Source organism: Myxococcales bacterium, from assembly GCA_016706225.1.
GTDB lineage: Bacteria > Myxococcota_A > Polyangia > Polyangiales > Polyangiaceae > JADJKB01.
The window spans coordinates 231,980-246,045 of the sequence record JADJKB010000013.1 but is presented as its reverse complement, the minus strand read 5'-3'; the positions used below and the strand labels follow the sequence as shown (position 1 = coordinate 246,045).

Here is a 14,066-nt window from a genome sequence, read left to right as displayed (position 1 = left end):
GATTTTCAGCGCTCGCGCCCGCTCAACGCGCGCCGCCCAGCAGACTCTCGGCACGGCTGAGGAGCGCTCGCACGCGTTTGGCGTCGTGAACCGCAACGGCGCGATCGTCGATCACCATGCAGACCAGCGCGAGCGCCTCGCGAAACTGCTCCATGACCGGTTTGGGCAATTTGCCGGCATGCGACGGACGCCGCGGCTCGAGCGAGCCGCCGAGGCGCTCGAACAACGCCAGGGCGCGCGCTCGCAGCGCCGGATCGGTCACGGGCACACCCTCTTGGTGACAGCCCTGCGAACAGCGGGCTCGATCGACCGCGAAGCTGTGATTGCCGCCGCGTTCGCCCGACTTTCCGCGCACGCCGGCGTGACAGCCGATGCAGCCCTTGGCCACACTTGCGTGGGCGCCCGGCGGCTCGGGTCCGAACAACACACTGGCGGCGGAGGCGCTGTCGCCGCTGTGGCAGCCGACGCAGACGCGGCTCGGCGCTGCGCTCTCGGGCAGCTGAAGGCCGGGCGGCAGGCTGACCTGGCGCAGCAGTCTCGGCTCTTGATGGTCGGCATGGGGCGCATGACAGGCTGCGCAACCGATGCCGAGCTCGAGCTCCGGAGGGTTCTGGTCCTGGCGCAGGTTCAGCTTTGCCAGAAACCCGGCGGTCGTGTGACACGCTCGACAGGCGGGCTCGCGGCGGGCGCGATCATCGTGATCCGCGCGGGACATGGCCGTGGTGTTCCAGGCCTGGACGTGCCCGTAGCGCGGGGGTGCGTCGTGGCAGGTCGCGCACACGTCGGTGCGCAGAATGGCCCAGCGCGCCGACGGCTCCGGGATGGCGCCCGGGCCATGGCACGCGGTGCAGGTCACACCGCCCAAGCGGCGCAAGGCCCGGGGCAGCTCGTCCCACGCGTTTGGCTCGAGGTCGAAGACTCCGCTCCGGCCCAGCTCGTTGCTGAGCTGGCTGAACCCACCGTCTGCGATTCCGGGTTCGCCGGCGGTGTGACAGGCGAGCGCGCAGTCGACGCTGTACCCGGAGATCTGACCGCGGAGCCCACGCTCGAACACGTGGGTCATGCGCGAGCTCTTCACGGCTTCGGTTTGTCGGGCGTGACAGTCGGCGCGCCCACAATCGAGCAGCGTGTCCGCGTGGGTGCCGACGACCAACGACAGCTCCTGTTTTCTTTCGTCCTCGAGCACCCAGCGCCCCCGGGCATCGGGCTGAAAGAGCGAGTACTTCCCTTGCACGCTCACCTCGGCGTGGCCGTCCTTCGCGCGCTCTTTCACCCGCCACGCTTTGCCCCCGAGCAGCACGCGTTGTGAGACCCCCAGGCTCGGGAGCCCCGATGAACGCGCGGCTGCGGACACCCTGACCGTGAGTGAATGGTCGCCGGATTTTGCGAGGAAGAGCAGCTCGCCCCGCGTGCGCTGGGAGATCGGCACGATGCCCGGCGGGATTTCACCGGAGAACGCGGGCGTGCGGCCGTGGAGCACGAAGCCATTCTGCTCGCTGGTCGTCGTCACGGGTGAGCCGCCGGTCTGGGACCACTCCACCTTGCTGCTCAATGCGTCACGGCAGCCCGGCGAGAGGGTGATCGTGAACGGCGCGTCGAAGCCGACCTGCGTGAGATCGCCGCCCGCCACCGACAGCCACGGCGATAGGGTGATGGTCCGCCGATCACCCGGGGCGGCGTCGGCCAGACTGAGCTCCGCCGGGCACGCACCTTCGAGGCTGAGACGCAGCGGACCGCTGCCGGGGCGCAGCTCCAGCTCGAGCTGATCGAGTGCCTTTCTGGTGAGCCGCAGCGCCGCGTTGGGTTCGATGCTGGCGCGACGCACGTCGAGCCGTGAACCGACCTTGGCCCGGACGATCACGTGGACCGGAGCGGGTTCAGTGGGGGAGCTTCCGGAGCCCGACGAACAGGCGACGGCGATCGCGGCGGCGGCAGCGACACGCTTCAACTCGGTAGCCCTCGGCAGCTGCCGTGCACACACTTCTGTCCGCCCTCGCAGTCCTTGTCGAGCCAACACGCGGGGCTGGGTGTGAGGGGTAGACAGCGCTCGCTCGCGCACACGGTCCCGAAGGGGCAAGCGCCCTCGCAGCTCCGCCCGATCGGGGCCGCGCCGCCGCGGGTGCAGGCGCGCAGCGGTTGCCCCGGCTCGTACTGGAAGCGGCAGTTGAACTCCCCGCCCGCCGGTCGATCCGGCGCGAAGTCGACGCAGATGCGCTCGGACTTTGCGCCCCGGCGTGGCCCGCAGAACCAGCCGGGATCCGCCTTGCCGGCGACGACCCCGGCGGCCTCCGCCCAGCCCCGGCACACCACGACGCCCTCGATGTCCCCACACTCCCACTCGCCGTCGTCGGGCATACGCGGGTGCCGCTGGGTGCAGAGCGCTCCCGAACAGACGAACGGGTCGGAGGCGTAACGCCGGTCCTCGCAGGTGCGCGCCGCGGCGTACCCTGCACAGCGAAAGCCGCGCTCACTCGTGGCCCAGGGCAGCGGCCGCTCGACGCGTTTTACGTCCGACGCGAGCGGGCCCGTCCAGCAGACCCGCTCGTCGCCGACGTCCGCGCAGTCGCTGCCAACGTCGGCGGGAGCCGGGCAGGCGAGCTTTCTCCCCGGCAGCTCCACGCGCGCTGGCTCGTCGTTCGAAGCGGGCGAACGCGCGCACGCGCAGAGGCACACGCCCAGGCAGAGCGCCGCGAGCGAGCGCGCCTTCACTTGCAGCTGACGACGGCGCTGCAATTTCCGATCGACGAGTCGTCCTTCGGGTAGTTCTGGCAGCACTGGTTGGCCTTGACACAGCAGTCCGCGCTGTAGAGGGTACCGCTGCATCCGGGGGGTGGCGTCTGGGTCTCGATGCACTGACCCCACTTGCCGTCGCTCCCGCACTTCTGCTTGCCCCAGTGACAGTACTGCGGGTCGTCGCACCAGCGCTCGCTTCCAGGCGCGCACTTCTGGCAGTCCCGGTCCGCGCAGTCGGTGCTCTTGTCGCAGTCCTCGTCCTTGCCGTCGCTGCAGTTCGTCTCTTCGGGAGCACAGCCGCAGTCGCCGGGCCGGATGCAGTCCGGGTCATCGCAGTCGACCTTGCCGTCGCAGTCGTTGTCGACCTTGTCGTTGCACAAGATCTCCAGGAAGAATGGAAACTGCGGCGTGCAGCCCGAGACCGGCTTGCACTCGGTGGCGTTCACACAGTCGGCGTCCTTGCAGTCGACCTGACCGTCGCAGTCGTTGTCCTGCCCGTCTCCGCACTTCTCCGGGCTGCAGGTGCAGATGCTGGCGCAGTCCGGATCGGCGCAATCGACCAACCCGTCACACTCGTCGTCCCGGCCGCTCCAGCAGTCCTCGTACGTCGCCGTGGGCACACACGGACCACCCGAGTCGCCATCACAGTCCTCGTCCACCGAGTTGCCCGCGATCTCCGGCGACGGCAGCACCTCACCGACACACTGACCCCAGGCGTAGAACTCCCCGTACAGCTGGCAGGCTTGTTTGCCGTCCTTGCACGCGCCCTTGCCACGGCGCTCGGCCGGGCCACTCCAGCAATTTTGCACCGCCTCCTTGGCGCACACGCAGCCCTCGTCCACGAGCCCGTTGCCGTCATTGTCCTGGCCGTCCGTGCAGTTTTCGGGATTCGTGCTCGCGTCACCCGCGTTGCCGCCACTGCCGGCATTGCCCGCTGCGCCGCCGACACCCGTTCCGCCGCTGCCACCAGCGGCAGCTACGCCGCCACTCCCGCTGGCGTTGCCGGCGCCGCCGCCGCCGCCGCCGCCGCCGTCGTTGCTCGTTGCCGAGCACGCCACACCCGTAGCGATCAGCCCCGCCAGCCCGATCCGAAGCCAGTGAATCGTCATGGTGAGAGGGAGGATCGCACCGGCCCCGCGGTCGGGCAAGTCGGGACGGCTCGCCGTCAGTTCTGCGGGCCGCTCGCCGTCAGTTCTGCGGGCCGCTCGCCGTACCGCCGCCCTCGAGCTTGTTGCCGCCGTAGGGCTTCACCTTCGTCAGGGAGCCCCAGAGCTTCTGGTAGAGCGCCTTCATCTCCGCGAGTTTGTCCGGAGCCGACTTGGCGAGATCCTTCTTCTCTCCGGGGTCGTTCTTCAGATCGTAGAGGTCGAAGCGCCAGTCGGCGCCGAACACCAGGAGTTTGTAGTCCCCGCTGATGAGCGCCCGGCGCTCGGGGTTGTTGCTGTCGGCCGGCAGATCGAGGAGCACCGGTCGCTCCTTGGGAGCTCCGCCGCCAAGCTCGCCCACCAGCGACTCACCCACGAAGTCGTGCTCGGCCTTCACACCCATGAGCTCGAGGATGGTGGGGGCAAAATCGATGCTGCTGCGCGGAGTCTCGACGTGACGCGCAGCGATGCCGGGGCCACAGAACATGAGCGGGATGTGCACCAGCGATTCCCAGAGCTCGAACGCGTGGCGGTACTGGTTGTGCTCGCCGAAGGCCTCACCGTGGTCAGCGCTCACGATCAAGACGGTGTTCTTCCACCACGGCTGCTCCCGCATGTGGCTGAGCAGCTTGCCGACCCAGAGATCCGTGTAGAACACCTCCGAGTCGTAACGGTCGCGGGTCTTCTTGCCGAATGCCGGGCTCTCCTTGTGCTGCTGATAGACGTCGTGCGGGTCCATGTAGTGCAGGTACATGAAGAAGGGTTTGTCTTTCGGCGCCGCGGCGAGCTGCTCGATGGCGAGGGGCGTCATCTTCTGGCTCGTCACGTGGTTGTCAGTCTGAGCGTCGAAGGTGAGACCGTCGACGATGCGCCAGTCCGCGAAACCTTGATCGAGTCCGTTGTTGCCCTTGCGCATGTACATGTGGCCATGCGTCGCCATGGTGTGCACGCCGGCCTTCTGGAGCAGCTCCGGGAAGAACAGGTTGCTCTCGGGGTACTTGGTGAAGAAGTACCCGCTGCGCTTGAGCATGCTCGGGTACTTCCCCGACAGGGCTGCCGCCACGCTCTTGGCGGTGTAGCTCGAGGTCGAATAGCCACGGGTGTAGCTGGTGCAGGTTGGCTCGAGTGCGCTGAGATTCGGGGCAATTTCCCGGGGGTATCCCGCCCAGGGCATGTCCGCGCGCAGGCTGTCGATCAAGAGCAGCACGACGTTGAACGGCCCACTCGGCTTTTTTGCCGGGGGCGTCGGCGCTGGCTCCGCTGCGCTCGCGGCCGCCGAAGCTTCGGGCTGTGCGCTCGCCGTCGGCGGCGCGGACGGTGCGGGAGCAGGGGAGGGGTTCGGCTCCGCCGGCGGCGCGCCGGCACACGCAACGACGATCAGAGAGAGGAGGGTCGCGGTCGCCCTCATGGCTTCTTTCCCGGCGGCCCCATGGGCCCGTTGGCGCTGCCGCCCTCCTTCTGTTTCATGCCGCCATAGGGCTCGATGAAGCCAATCTTGTCGAACTTGTCCGTGAACATTTTCTTCATCTCGGCGAGTTTCTCGGGCTCGGTCTTGCTCAGCTCCTTCAGCTCGCCCGGGTCATTCTTCAGGTTGAAGAGCAGGTACTTCGCGCCTCGGCCCCAGACCGTCAGTTTGTAGTCGCCCGAGATGACGGCGCGCCGGGGTGGGTTGTGGCTGTCCTCGGCCAGCTCCACCGCGATGGGCTCGCGGTTGTTCGGTTCCCCGCCGCGCAGCTCCGGCACCAGGCTCTGACCCTGGAACTGCTCGAGGGGTTTTTGCCCGAGGAGGTCGGTGATGGTCGGTGCGATGTCGATCATCGAGCGCCGTGCGTCGATGCGCCGCGGTTTGCCGCCGGGCAGCTTGATGATCAGCGGGATGCGCACCAGCACCTGCCACACGTCGAAGGCGTGTTTCCAGGCGTCGTGCTCACCAAAAGCCTCGCCGTGGTCGGCGCTCACGATCAGCGCGGTGTTCTTCCACCACGGCTGCTCTTCGCACCACGAGAGCAGCTTGCCCAGCCACAGATCGGTGAAGAACACCTCCGAGTCGTAGCGGTCACGGTTCTTGTTGCCGAAGTCGGGGCTCTCAGGGTGTTTCTTGTACTCGTCGTGGGGGTCCATGTAGTGCGCCCACGCAAAGAAAGGTTTCCCGGTGTTCTCGGGTTTGCTCAAGATCTCCTGAGCGAGCTTGGTCATCTTGTCGCTGGTGATGTGTTCGTCGGTGTTCGGGTTGAAGGTGATGCCCGGCACCAGCTCCCAGACGTCGAACCCCTGATCGATGCCCTTGCCGCGTCCGAAGTACATGTGGGCGTGCCAGGCCAAGGTGCGGACGCCGCTCTCCTGTAGTACTTCCGGAAACAGCGTGTTGCTCTTGGCGTAGCTCGCGAAGAACCAGCCGGCGCGATACAGCGAGGCCGCGTAACGACCGCTCAGGTAACTCGCGACGCTCTGGGCGGTGTAGCTCGAGGTCGAGTAAGCCTCGTTGTAGACGACGCTCTGGGACGCGAGCTGGGTCAGGTTGGGAGCGATCTTCCGCTCGTAACCGGTCCACGGCATGTCGGCGCGCAGGCTGTCGACCGTGATGAACAGCACGTTGAGCGGGCGCGGCGGGGCGGCCGGCTCGCCGCTCGTCACGGCTGAAGCGGAGGGCTCAACCGGCGCGCTCGCCACCCCGCTCGGCTGAGTCGTGGCGGCCGGGGGCGGCGGTTTGTCCTTCGAGCAAGCGACCAGCCCGAGCAAGGCGATCAGGCTGAGGTGGGATCTCACGGGCACCGGCGGCTCCTAACAGAGCTGCTCGGTCATTGCCAATCTCCCATGCGCCGAGCCGCCCGCTTCGCGGGCGGGGGTCTCACTCCGCGATCTCTTTTTCGAGCTTGTCGAGCTCGTCGTTGACGTTCTGCGCCGTGATCTTCTGCTCGGCCTCGTCCTCGAAGTCCTCTTCCATCGGCATGCCCTCGCCGTCATCGGACGGCTGCGCCGACGCGGCGGCCAGAGAACCCGTGGAGGGGACTGCCGCGGAGGAAGCTGGCGCCGAGGTGGGGGTCTCCTTCTTCTCACAGGCCGGAAGTGCAACGAGTGCCGTCGCGATCAGAGCCAATGCGGTGAAGTGGGCGCTCATTCCTCACCTCCCTTCGCTTTGAGGGCTTCCATGCGTTTGTCGTGGCGCCCATTCTCCTTGGCGACCAGCTTGTCTACGCGTGCAACAGCGTCCGTCTTGTCCTCACTCACCGCAACCGCGCGGACGCGCTTGAGGCGCGCCATGCGCCAAGCGTGAACCTTGAGCTCGCTCTTTACCGCCGGGTGTTTGGGCAGCTCGCCCCACTTCTTCTTGAGCTCTTCGCGTCGCTCCTTGCGTCGCTCCTGACGAGTCTCCCGCAGCTTGGCCCAGTTCTCTTTCAGCTCTTTGCGAGCGTCCTTGACCTCCCCCTTTGCGTCCTTGACGTCCTCCTTGGCGTCCTCCTTTCCATCCTTGCCCGCGGCTCGTTTCTCCTTGAGCTCTTCTTTGAGCTCCTTGCGCTTCTCCTTGAGCTTGTCGGCAGCCTGTTTGCTGTCCTCGGCCGCCTTCTTCACCGGGCCTGGCTCACCGCCCCGGGCAAAGGCAGGACCGGCAGGAATGGCCAGCCCGATCGCGCAGAGAGAAATTACGGCGAGCTTCTGGGCAACGTTCATCGTGCTCCTCGTGGGACGAGCCAGGCCCGTCTCTTGGGGGTGAGGTGGCATTTGAGCTTCGGAGTCGCCAGTCGGCCAGCCCAACCTGCAATCGCCCATGATTCCGTGGGGCTGCCTAGGGTCGCCGGCCCGACGGCCAACTTACGCATCGCGGCACGCCGTGCAATGATGTCCTCCTCGTCGTGATGTCCGCCACCGTCCGCGGCCTGCTCGGAATTGCTGTGCTCGGCCTCCTTGCCGGCGCCGCGGCGATCGCGGCCAGCGTGTCGTTCGATGGCGCGTGGGCGGAGATCGTCCGACAGTTCTGGGTCGTGTTCGGGTCGGGGGGCTGGGGGTGGCTGCTCCGCGTTGCGGGCATCGCCGGTGGGTTCGCGGTCGTGCTCACACTGGCGGAGTTGCTGTTCGGGCTCCGACGCAAGCGCGGCCACGCCGACTACGAGGGGCTGGAGACCGGGAACGTCCAGGAGGCGATCGTCGAGGTGCGGCGGCGCATCGCCGACTGCACCGCCGAGGCGCCGGACGTGGTCGCGGCGTTCACGGAGCTGGTGCGCGGAGCCGTGAAGGTCAGCGCCAGTGACATCCACGTCTCGCCGACGCCGGACGCGCTGAAGCTGACGTATCGCGTGCACGGCACACTGCACGAGGTCGCCCTGCTCGATCCCTCGGTGCAAGCGCCGCTGGTGACCCGCGTCAAGGTGCTCGCTCGCCTCGACACGTACGTGAAGAACACTCCCCAGGACGGGCGCCTGGTGATGACCATCGACGACGGCAGCATCGAGGCGCGTGTCTCGACGCTACCCACCGAGGGCGGGGAGCGGGTCGTGCTGCGTCTGGTCCGCGGCAGCCGCGCCGTGCCCGACGTCGAATCATTGGCCTTCAACGAAGAGGTGATGGCTGGCGTCATCGACCTCGTCAACCGACCCCAGGGACTCTTGTTCGTGACGGGTCCGGTCGGTAGCGGCAAGACGACCACGCTCTACGCGGCGCTGAAGCAGATTTCGCGCTCCCGAGGCCGCACGACGACTCTGGTCACGCTCGAAGACCCCATCGAGCTCGAGCTGCCCTTTGCGACGCAGACGCAGATGCACCCGAAGGCCGGCATGACCTTCGCGGGCACGTTGCGCAGTGTGCTCCGGCAAGATCCGAACGTGCTGATGGTGGGCGAAATTCGCGATCGCGAGACCGCCGAGATCGCCATGCAAGCGGGCCTGACGGGCCATCTCATCCTCACCACCGTGCACGGTCAGAGCGCCGCGGGTGTGTTTGCGCGCCTGATCGAGATGGGCATCGAGCCGTTCATCTTGGCCAGCGCGACCGTCGGCTGCCTCTCCCAGCGACTGGTCCGCACGCTGTGTACGGCCTGCCGCAGGGAAGCCAAGCCGGACGCCATCGTGACCGAGCGCTTCGCCGAGTCGGGCATCGTCATCCCCGATGGCATCTACTACGAACACGTGGGGTGTGACTTCTGCGAGGGCCAAGGTTTTACCGGGCGCTTGCCCATCGCGGAGCTCCTGATTCTGAACGAGGCGGTCCGCGCCGCCATCAACAAGCGCAGCCCGACCAACGAGCTACATCAGGTGGCGACCGCCGAGGGCATGACCCCGCTGATGCGGGACGGGCTCTTGCGCGCCCAGCGCGGGGAGACCTCGCTGATGGAAGTGCTACGGGTGACGGGATGATGCGCGACACGGTGTCGCGCGCGAGTGGAGTCGCGCAGCTCGTCGCTGCCGGCCTGTTCGCAGTGATCGGCGCCCGTTTCGGGACCGCCGGCGTGTTGTTTGCGATCGCGGAGCGCGCGCCCAAGCTCGAGGTGACGGCGGATGCGCCGCCAGCGCCGCCACCCAAGGCGAGCAGCGGGCCGCCGGCGCCCGCGCCGACTGGCGAGATCGCGAAGTCGGGCACGACGTTGCGTCTGCAGATCGTGGTGACCGCCGGCTCCGATCGTTCAGAGCTCCGCGTCGACGGCGTGAAGGTCGGCAATACCCCCTACGTCGGTGAGATCACCTGCAAGGCGGGTGAGCGCATCAAGATCGATCTGCTGCCGCCCAAAGGCATGCCGACCACCCACGAGAAGACCTGTGTTCCGGGGACGCTGCGCATCGGCGATTGACGGCCTGCTGTTGCCCAGGCTCCCCGAGCCCGCTCTAGAACACCGATCAGCTTGCGCTGCTCGTGTTCTAGAACACTTACGTTGGGGCTGCGCCCCAAACCCCCGGCCTTCGGCCGTCCGCGCTCCGCGCGCGAGCGCCGAACACATTGCTAGTCGCTGAAAACAAACGACGTTCAACCTGTTCGGCGCTCTAGCCCCGCGCGGGCTCGCTTTTTGATGTCGCGAAGTGGTTCGCCATGCGTGTGGCGGCCTCTCCGACCACCGGAAACGCCTCGATTCCTTGCTCCGTGCACACGAGCAAGTGGCGCGGTTCGTTGGGGATGAGGCCGACCGCGTACAGCCCGCGGACGTTCGTCGTCGGGACGACCCGTCGGCGCCAGACCACTCCGAGGGCGGTGCGCACCAGCGTCACAGAATCCGCCTGCACCCGCAGAGTGAGGCGATCGGAGACCATCAGCGCGCCGAGCACCACGATGAAACCGAGCAGGAGCGCGGAGAGCGCGTAGCTGAGTAGCGCTGTGGGTTTGTCATTCGCGAGGCGGGAGCCGTGCATGAGCGCCATGGCGGTCCCGACCACGGCCGCCCCTCCGAGCACACTGAGCCCCGCGCCGAGCTCGGCCTCGTAGGGGCGACCGTGCGCTTCGAACTCACCGGCGCTGACTGGCGCGGCGGTCACCGCCGCCGGAAGCCACGGCTCGGCGCCGAGTGGTAGTCCCCAACCGGTGGTCACCGGTATTGGCCAGTAGCTGAGTACACGCCGCAGATCCGAGAGCACGCGCGCCGGATCGGGATCCTCGAGCAGCACCACTCGGTCGTCTCCGTCGAGGGCGATCTCCGCGCGATAGCGGGTCCGCACCGAGGCCTCGAGGGTCGAGCCGCCAGAGCCGAGCGTGATGAACCGCGCGCGCCCGAGCGGTGTCGTCCGTGCGCCGAGATCGATGACCCCGGCGTCCAGGGCGATGCGCAGACTGCGCTCACGTGGGCGGGCAATCACCGCGAGCGCCAGCGCAAACGCCGCCAGGAACAGCGCGAACGCGGCGCGCGCCACGCTCACCGGTCCGGGCGCGAGCAGGGGGCTGAGCGAGAACGCGCCGATCACCAGCGCGGTCAGCACGGGCGCCCCGAAGCCCGTACGCCGGCCAAGCTCGAGGCGGGCAGGGTTCGCTTGCTCTAGGAGCATACGGCCGCGCGTTTACCCCCAGCGGGGTGTCGGGGAAACCCCGGCCGGCCGCGGACGGACAAAAAGAATAGCGGCAGCCAGGGCGGAGGGGGGGGGAACGCCTCAGGCTGCCGCTGGAGACGGATACCAGCAAGCAACGGGCCACGGCGTCTCAGCATAGATAACAGGCGGTTAGCGGCACAAAGTCCGGCCCGGTCTTGCAACTGTGAAAATTCCCGTGTGCGAAATCGCAATCCAGGCAAGCGCTCTCAGCGGGTTTCTGGCCGCTGAACCCCGCTTCGTGCGATTTCCAAGGGGATGAAGGGCCATTGGATGGGCTCGCTGGAACACCGATCAGCTTGCGCTGCTCGTGTTCTAGGACCTTTACGTTGGGGCTGCGCCCCAAACCCCCGGCCTTCGGCCGTGCGCGCTCCGCGCGCGAGCGCCGAACACCTTGCAAGTCCCGGAAAACAAACGACGTTCAACCTGTTCGGCGCTCTAGGGCTCCTGGCGGTCGTTGCCTGCTCCAAGACCGAGGCGCCGACCCTCGCCAGCGCTCAGCCTGCGTCGAGCGGCGACCCGATGAGCAGAGCGCCCGCCGCGAGCCGGGAACGCCCGGCCCGCCCGCGCTTGGCGCCGGCGGTGAGCCTGAGTGGCCAGAGTCGGCCGCTCGCGGTCACCGAGGTCGCGGCGGGCAAACCCCGGGTGCACGCCCGCGCGCTCAGGGCATGGATCTACGACTCGCCATCGTTTCGGTCCGCGCGCCTCGGCTACTTGCGGGTCGGCTCGTCGGTCCCGACCGAGAGCAAGCCCGCCGGCCACGACGGTTGCAAGGGCGGTTGGTACGCGGTTCAACCGGATGGCTTCATCTGCATCGGGAAACGCGCGACGCTCGACGCGAACGATCCCATCGTGATCGCAACGCGCGAGCATCCCCCCGACGTCTCCCGCAGGCTGCCTTACATCTACGGGACCGTGCGCAAGCCCGGGCCGATCTACGGCCATGTGCCAAGCGACGACGAGCTCGCGAAGGCTGAGCCAGGACATGAGGACCGCATGCAGAAGTGGCTGGAGGCCGACGGCGAAGTCGGTGCCAGCTACGCGCAGGACGTCTGGCTCGGCGGGCGGGGCGAGCTGGTCGATCCGGCCAAGGCTTGGTCCGAGAAGCTGAGTGATACCCTGCCGGCGTTCCTTGGCAGCGGCGCGCAGATCCCGAGCTTGCAGACCGACGACAACGAGGCCTCCGACGACAAGAGCACCGGCCAGAACTTGGTGACCGACCGGATGCGGTCGCGTGTCGGTTATTCGTTCTTGCAGACGTTCCTGCACCGCGGGCGTCGCTACGGCATCAGTACGAGCCTCGAGATCTTGCCCACCGACCGCCTACGCCCGATCCAGGGCTCTGATTTTCACGGCTTCGAGATCCCCAAGGAGATCGATTTTCCGTTTGCCATCGTGCGGCGTCCGGACGCCAAGCTGTGGCTGTTCCAGAAGTCCCAGAACAAGCTGATCGACGCGGGCAACGCCGTCTATCGCGGTGCGGTCAAGCTGACGGGCAAACAGCAATTCTTCAAGGGCCGACTGCACTACGAGACCGCCGACGCCAAGTGGCTGAGCGACAAGGACGCCTCGCGTCTCGACCCGGCCAAACGCATGCCGGCGTGGGGCAAGAACGGCGAGAAGTGGCTGGACGTCAACCTGAGCAAACAGACGGTGGTACTCTACGAGGGCGAACGTCCCGTCTTTGCGACGTTGATCTCGAGCGGAGAGGCCGGGCTCGAGGATCCGAAGCACACCACCGCGACGAAGCGCGGCATCTTCCGCATTCACACCAAACACATCACGGCCACGATGTCGTCGAGTGAGGTAGGGGAGGAGTTCGAGCTCCGCGACGTACCCTACGTGCAATACTTCGACAAAGAAGGCTACGCACTGCACGGGGCCTACTGGCACGACCGCTTCGGTGTGCCCAAGAGCCACGGCTGCATCAACCTTGCCCCCGAGGACGCCCGCCGGATCTTTCACTGGACCGAGCCGCAGGTGCCGATCGGATGGCACGGAGTGCTGCTGCCTCTGAAGGGCACGATCATGTTCGTGCATCCCTGAGCACGGCCTGCACGCTCCTCGCATCGAGCGCAATTCTTTCCGGCGACACCGCGACCGTCGGGGTGGTCGGTGAATGCCGCGTGATTAGCTTCCGTCGCACCACAAGGAGGAGAGTCGATGCTCTGGCAAGTTCGCTCCGTGGCCGCTGCGCTGCTCGTGCTGTCCGCCGGGCTCGGGAGCGGGTGTTACAAGGCGACGTTCATCGACCCGAACGCCTCGGCGGGCGAGGAACACGAAGAGTGGACAGATTTTTACATCTTCGGGCTCGTCGGGGAGGAAGAGGTCGACGCGCGCCGCTTCTGCCAGGGCCCCGTAGCGCTGGTGCGAACCGGGGGGAATTTCGGCACTGGCATCGTGACCGTGCTGACCATCGGCATCTACGCCCCGCGCAAGGTCTACGTGACGTGCGCCGCAGCTCCCAGCGCTTCGGTGCGCGCCGGCGCCGCGCAGGACTTGGTGGTGGAAGAGCGCGCGGGCGCCCCGGTCCGGGCCCGGCGCACGAGCGCGGGTGGCCAGTGGGTCGGCGTACCCGTTCCCGTGGAGGGCGCGCCGGGTGTGTGGCGAGTTCGGATGAATCGCGGAGGTGAGCTGTGATGCGCAACCTCTTGGTCGCTATTGCGACGTTGTTCCTGCTCCCTGGCTGTCACACGACGACGGTGCGTTCGGGTTTGCCGCCGGCGCGACAACCCACCGTCGAATACGACGGCAAGTGGCACAGCGGTGTGGTCGTGGGTATCGCGGAGCTCTCCGGGCCCTACAAACTCACCGAGGTCTGCCCGCAAGGTTGGGCGGAGATCAAGACCGAGACCTCGTTCGTCAACGGACTTGTCGGGGCCGTGACGATGGGTCTCTACAACCCGCAGACGATCACGGTGGTGTGCGCGGCACCGAGCATGATGCCGCCGCCGAGCGGGCCCGTACCGATGCCCGCTCCACCCCCCACTGCGGAACCACCTCCGCCGCCCCCGCCGCCCCCGCCACCCCCGCCAGACGACGTGCCGCCGGACGACGAGCCGCCCGGAGAATAGCCATGGCTCTCGCACCGCGAGCCACGCCACCCGCGCCTCTGGTCTCGACTTGTGCGCTTTCGCGCAGCGGAAACGCGCGACCTGCCAGAAATCCGCGACTGAGTCTAGTGCTCGGC

At 67.4% G+C, this 14,066-nt stretch carries 13 protein-coding genes; 5 read left to right on the top strand and 8 right to left on the bottom strand.

Going from position 1 to position 14,066, the window contains the following annotated elements:
• Nucleotides 1-22 precede the first annotated feature (22 nt).
• The 7 genes from IPI67_22150 to IPI67_22120 all read right to left on the bottom strand — a co-directional run bounded on the left by IPI67_22150 (nucleotide 23) and on the right by IPI67_22120 (nucleotide 7,547).
• Nucleotides 23-1,948 (bottom strand): hypothetical protein, encoded by a 1,926-nt coding sequence (locus tag IPI67_22150; protein MBK7582884.1) that lies wholly within the window; start codon nucleotides 1,946-1,948, stop codon nucleotides 23-25.
• Complete coding sequence (locus IPI67_22145; protein MBK7582883.1) at nucleotides 1,945-2,709, bottom strand: hypothetical protein; 765 nt, start codon at nucleotides 2,707-2,709, stop codon at nucleotides 1,945-1,947. Before IPI67_22145 ends, IPI67_22150 begins: the two co-directional genes overlap by 4 nt.
• Nucleotides 2,706-3,842 carry a hypothetical protein gene (locus tag IPI67_22140; GenBank protein MBK7582882.1) on the bottom strand — a complete coding sequence of 379 codons (1,137 nt, stop codon included), beginning with the start codon at nucleotides 3,840-3,842 and terminating at the stop codon, nucleotides 2,706-2,708. Before IPI67_22140 ends, IPI67_22145 begins: the two co-directional genes overlap by 4 nt.
• Before the next feature lie 79 nt (nucleotides 3,843-3,921).
• On the bottom strand, nucleotides 3,922-5,286 hold the full coding sequence (locus IPI67_22135) for a sulfatase (protein MBK7582881.1): 1,365 nt from the start codon (nucleotides 5,284-5,286) through the stop codon (nucleotides 3,922-3,924).
• A complete protein-coding gene (locus tag IPI67_22130) occupies nucleotides 5,283-6,650 on the bottom strand; it encodes a sulfatase (GenBank protein ID MBK7582880.1) in 1,368 nt (455 codons plus the stop codon). The genes IPI67_22135 and IPI67_22130 overlap by 4 nt, the downstream gene beginning before the upstream one ends.
• A gap of 76 nt (nucleotides 6,651-6,726) precedes the next feature.
• On the bottom strand, nucleotides 6,727-6,996 hold the full coding sequence (locus IPI67_22125) for a hypothetical protein (protein MBK7582879.1): 270 nt from the start codon (nucleotides 6,994-6,996) through the stop codon (nucleotides 6,727-6,729).
• Complete coding sequence (locus tag IPI67_22120; GenBank protein ID MBK7582878.1) at nucleotides 6,993-7,547, bottom strand: hypothetical protein; 555 nt, start codon at nucleotides 7,545-7,547, stop codon at nucleotides 6,993-6,995. Before IPI67_22120 ends, IPI67_22125 begins: the two co-directional genes overlap by 4 nt.
• Nucleotides 7,548-7,732: 185 nt before the next feature.
• Between IPI67_22120 and IPI67_22115 the strand changes: the two genes are divergently transcribed.
• Nucleotides 7,733-9,226, top strand: coding sequence for a type II/IV secretion system protein (locus IPI67_22115; GenBank protein ID MBK7582877.1), 1,494 nt, complete (start codon nucleotides 7,733-7,735; stop codon nucleotides 9,224-9,226).
• Complete coding sequence (locus IPI67_22110) at nucleotides 9,223-9,657, top strand: hypothetical protein (GenBank protein ID MBK7582876.1); 435 nt, start codon at nucleotides 9,223-9,225, stop codon at nucleotides 9,655-9,657. Before IPI67_22115 ends, IPI67_22110 begins: the two co-directional genes overlap by 4 nt.
• 190 nt (nucleotides 9,658-9,847) lie before the next feature.
• Here IPI67_22110 and IPI67_22105 read toward each other — a convergent pair whose 3' ends face one another.
• A complete protein-coding gene (locus IPI67_22105; protein ID MBK7582875.1) occupies nucleotides 9,848-10,837 on the bottom strand; it encodes a hypothetical protein in 990 nt (329 codons plus the stop codon).
• A 402-nt stretch (nucleotides 10,838-11,239) separates the two neighbouring features.
• Between IPI67_22105 and IPI67_22100 the strand changes: the two genes are divergently transcribed.
• From IPI67_22100 to IPI67_22090, 3 genes are all read left to right on the top strand, one after another.
• Nucleotides 11,240-12,922: a L,D-transpeptidase gene (locus IPI67_22100; GenBank protein MBK7582874.1), complete on the top strand. Its 1,683-nt coding sequence runs from the start codon at nucleotides 11,240-11,242 to the stop codon at nucleotides 12,920-12,922.
• Between the two features lie 117 nt (nucleotides 12,923-13,039).
• Entirely contained in the window at nucleotides 13,040-13,516 is a 477-nt protein-coding gene (locus IPI67_22095; protein ID MBK7582873.1) for a hypothetical protein, read from the top strand.
• Nucleotides 13,516-13,950, top strand: coding sequence for a hypothetical protein (locus IPI67_22090; GenBank protein MBK7582872.1), 435 nt, complete (start codon nucleotides 13,516-13,518; stop codon nucleotides 13,948-13,950). The genes IPI67_22095 and IPI67_22090 overlap by 1 nt, the downstream gene beginning before the upstream one ends.
• Nucleotides 13,951-14,066: the final 116 nt, after the last annotated feature.

Bases quoted from the DNA above. Each gene is read 5' to 3' on its own strand.
- IPI67_22140 (MBK7582882.1), bottom strand. From the start codon at position 3,842: ATGACGATTCACTGGCTTCGGATCGGGCTGGCGGGGCTGATCGCTACG.
- IPI67_22135 (MBK7582881.1), bottom strand. From the start codon at position 5,286: ATGAGGGCGACCGCGACCCTCCTCTCTCTGATCGTCGTTGCGTGTGCC.
- IPI67_22125 (MBK7582879.1), bottom strand. From the start codon at position 6,996: ATGAGCGCCCACTTCACCGCATTGGCTCTGATCGCGACGGCACTCGTT.
- IPI67_22120 (MBK7582878.1), bottom strand. From the start codon at position 7,547: ATGAACGTTGCCCAGAAGCTCGCCGTAATTTCTCTCTGCGCGATCGGG.
- IPI67_22115 (MBK7582877.1), top strand. From the start codon at position 7,733: ATGTCCGCCACCGTCCGCGGCCTGCTCGGAATTGCTGTGCTCGGCCTC.
- IPI67_22110 (MBK7582876.1), top strand. From the start codon at position 9,223: ATGATGCGCGACACGGTGTCGCGCGCGAGTGGAGTCGCGCAGCTCGTC.
- IPI67_22105 (MBK7582875.1), bottom strand. From the start codon at position 10,837: ATGCTCCTAGAGCAAGCGAACCCTGCCCGCCTCGAGCTTGGCCGGCGT.
- IPI67_22095 (MBK7582873.1), top strand. From the start codon at position 13,040: ATGCTCTGGCAAGTTCGCTCCGTGGCCGCTGCGCTGCTCGTGCTGTCC.
- IPI67_22090 (MBK7582872.1), top strand. From the start codon at position 13,516: ATGCGCAACCTCTTGGTCGCTATTGCGACGTTGTTCCTGCTCCCTGGC.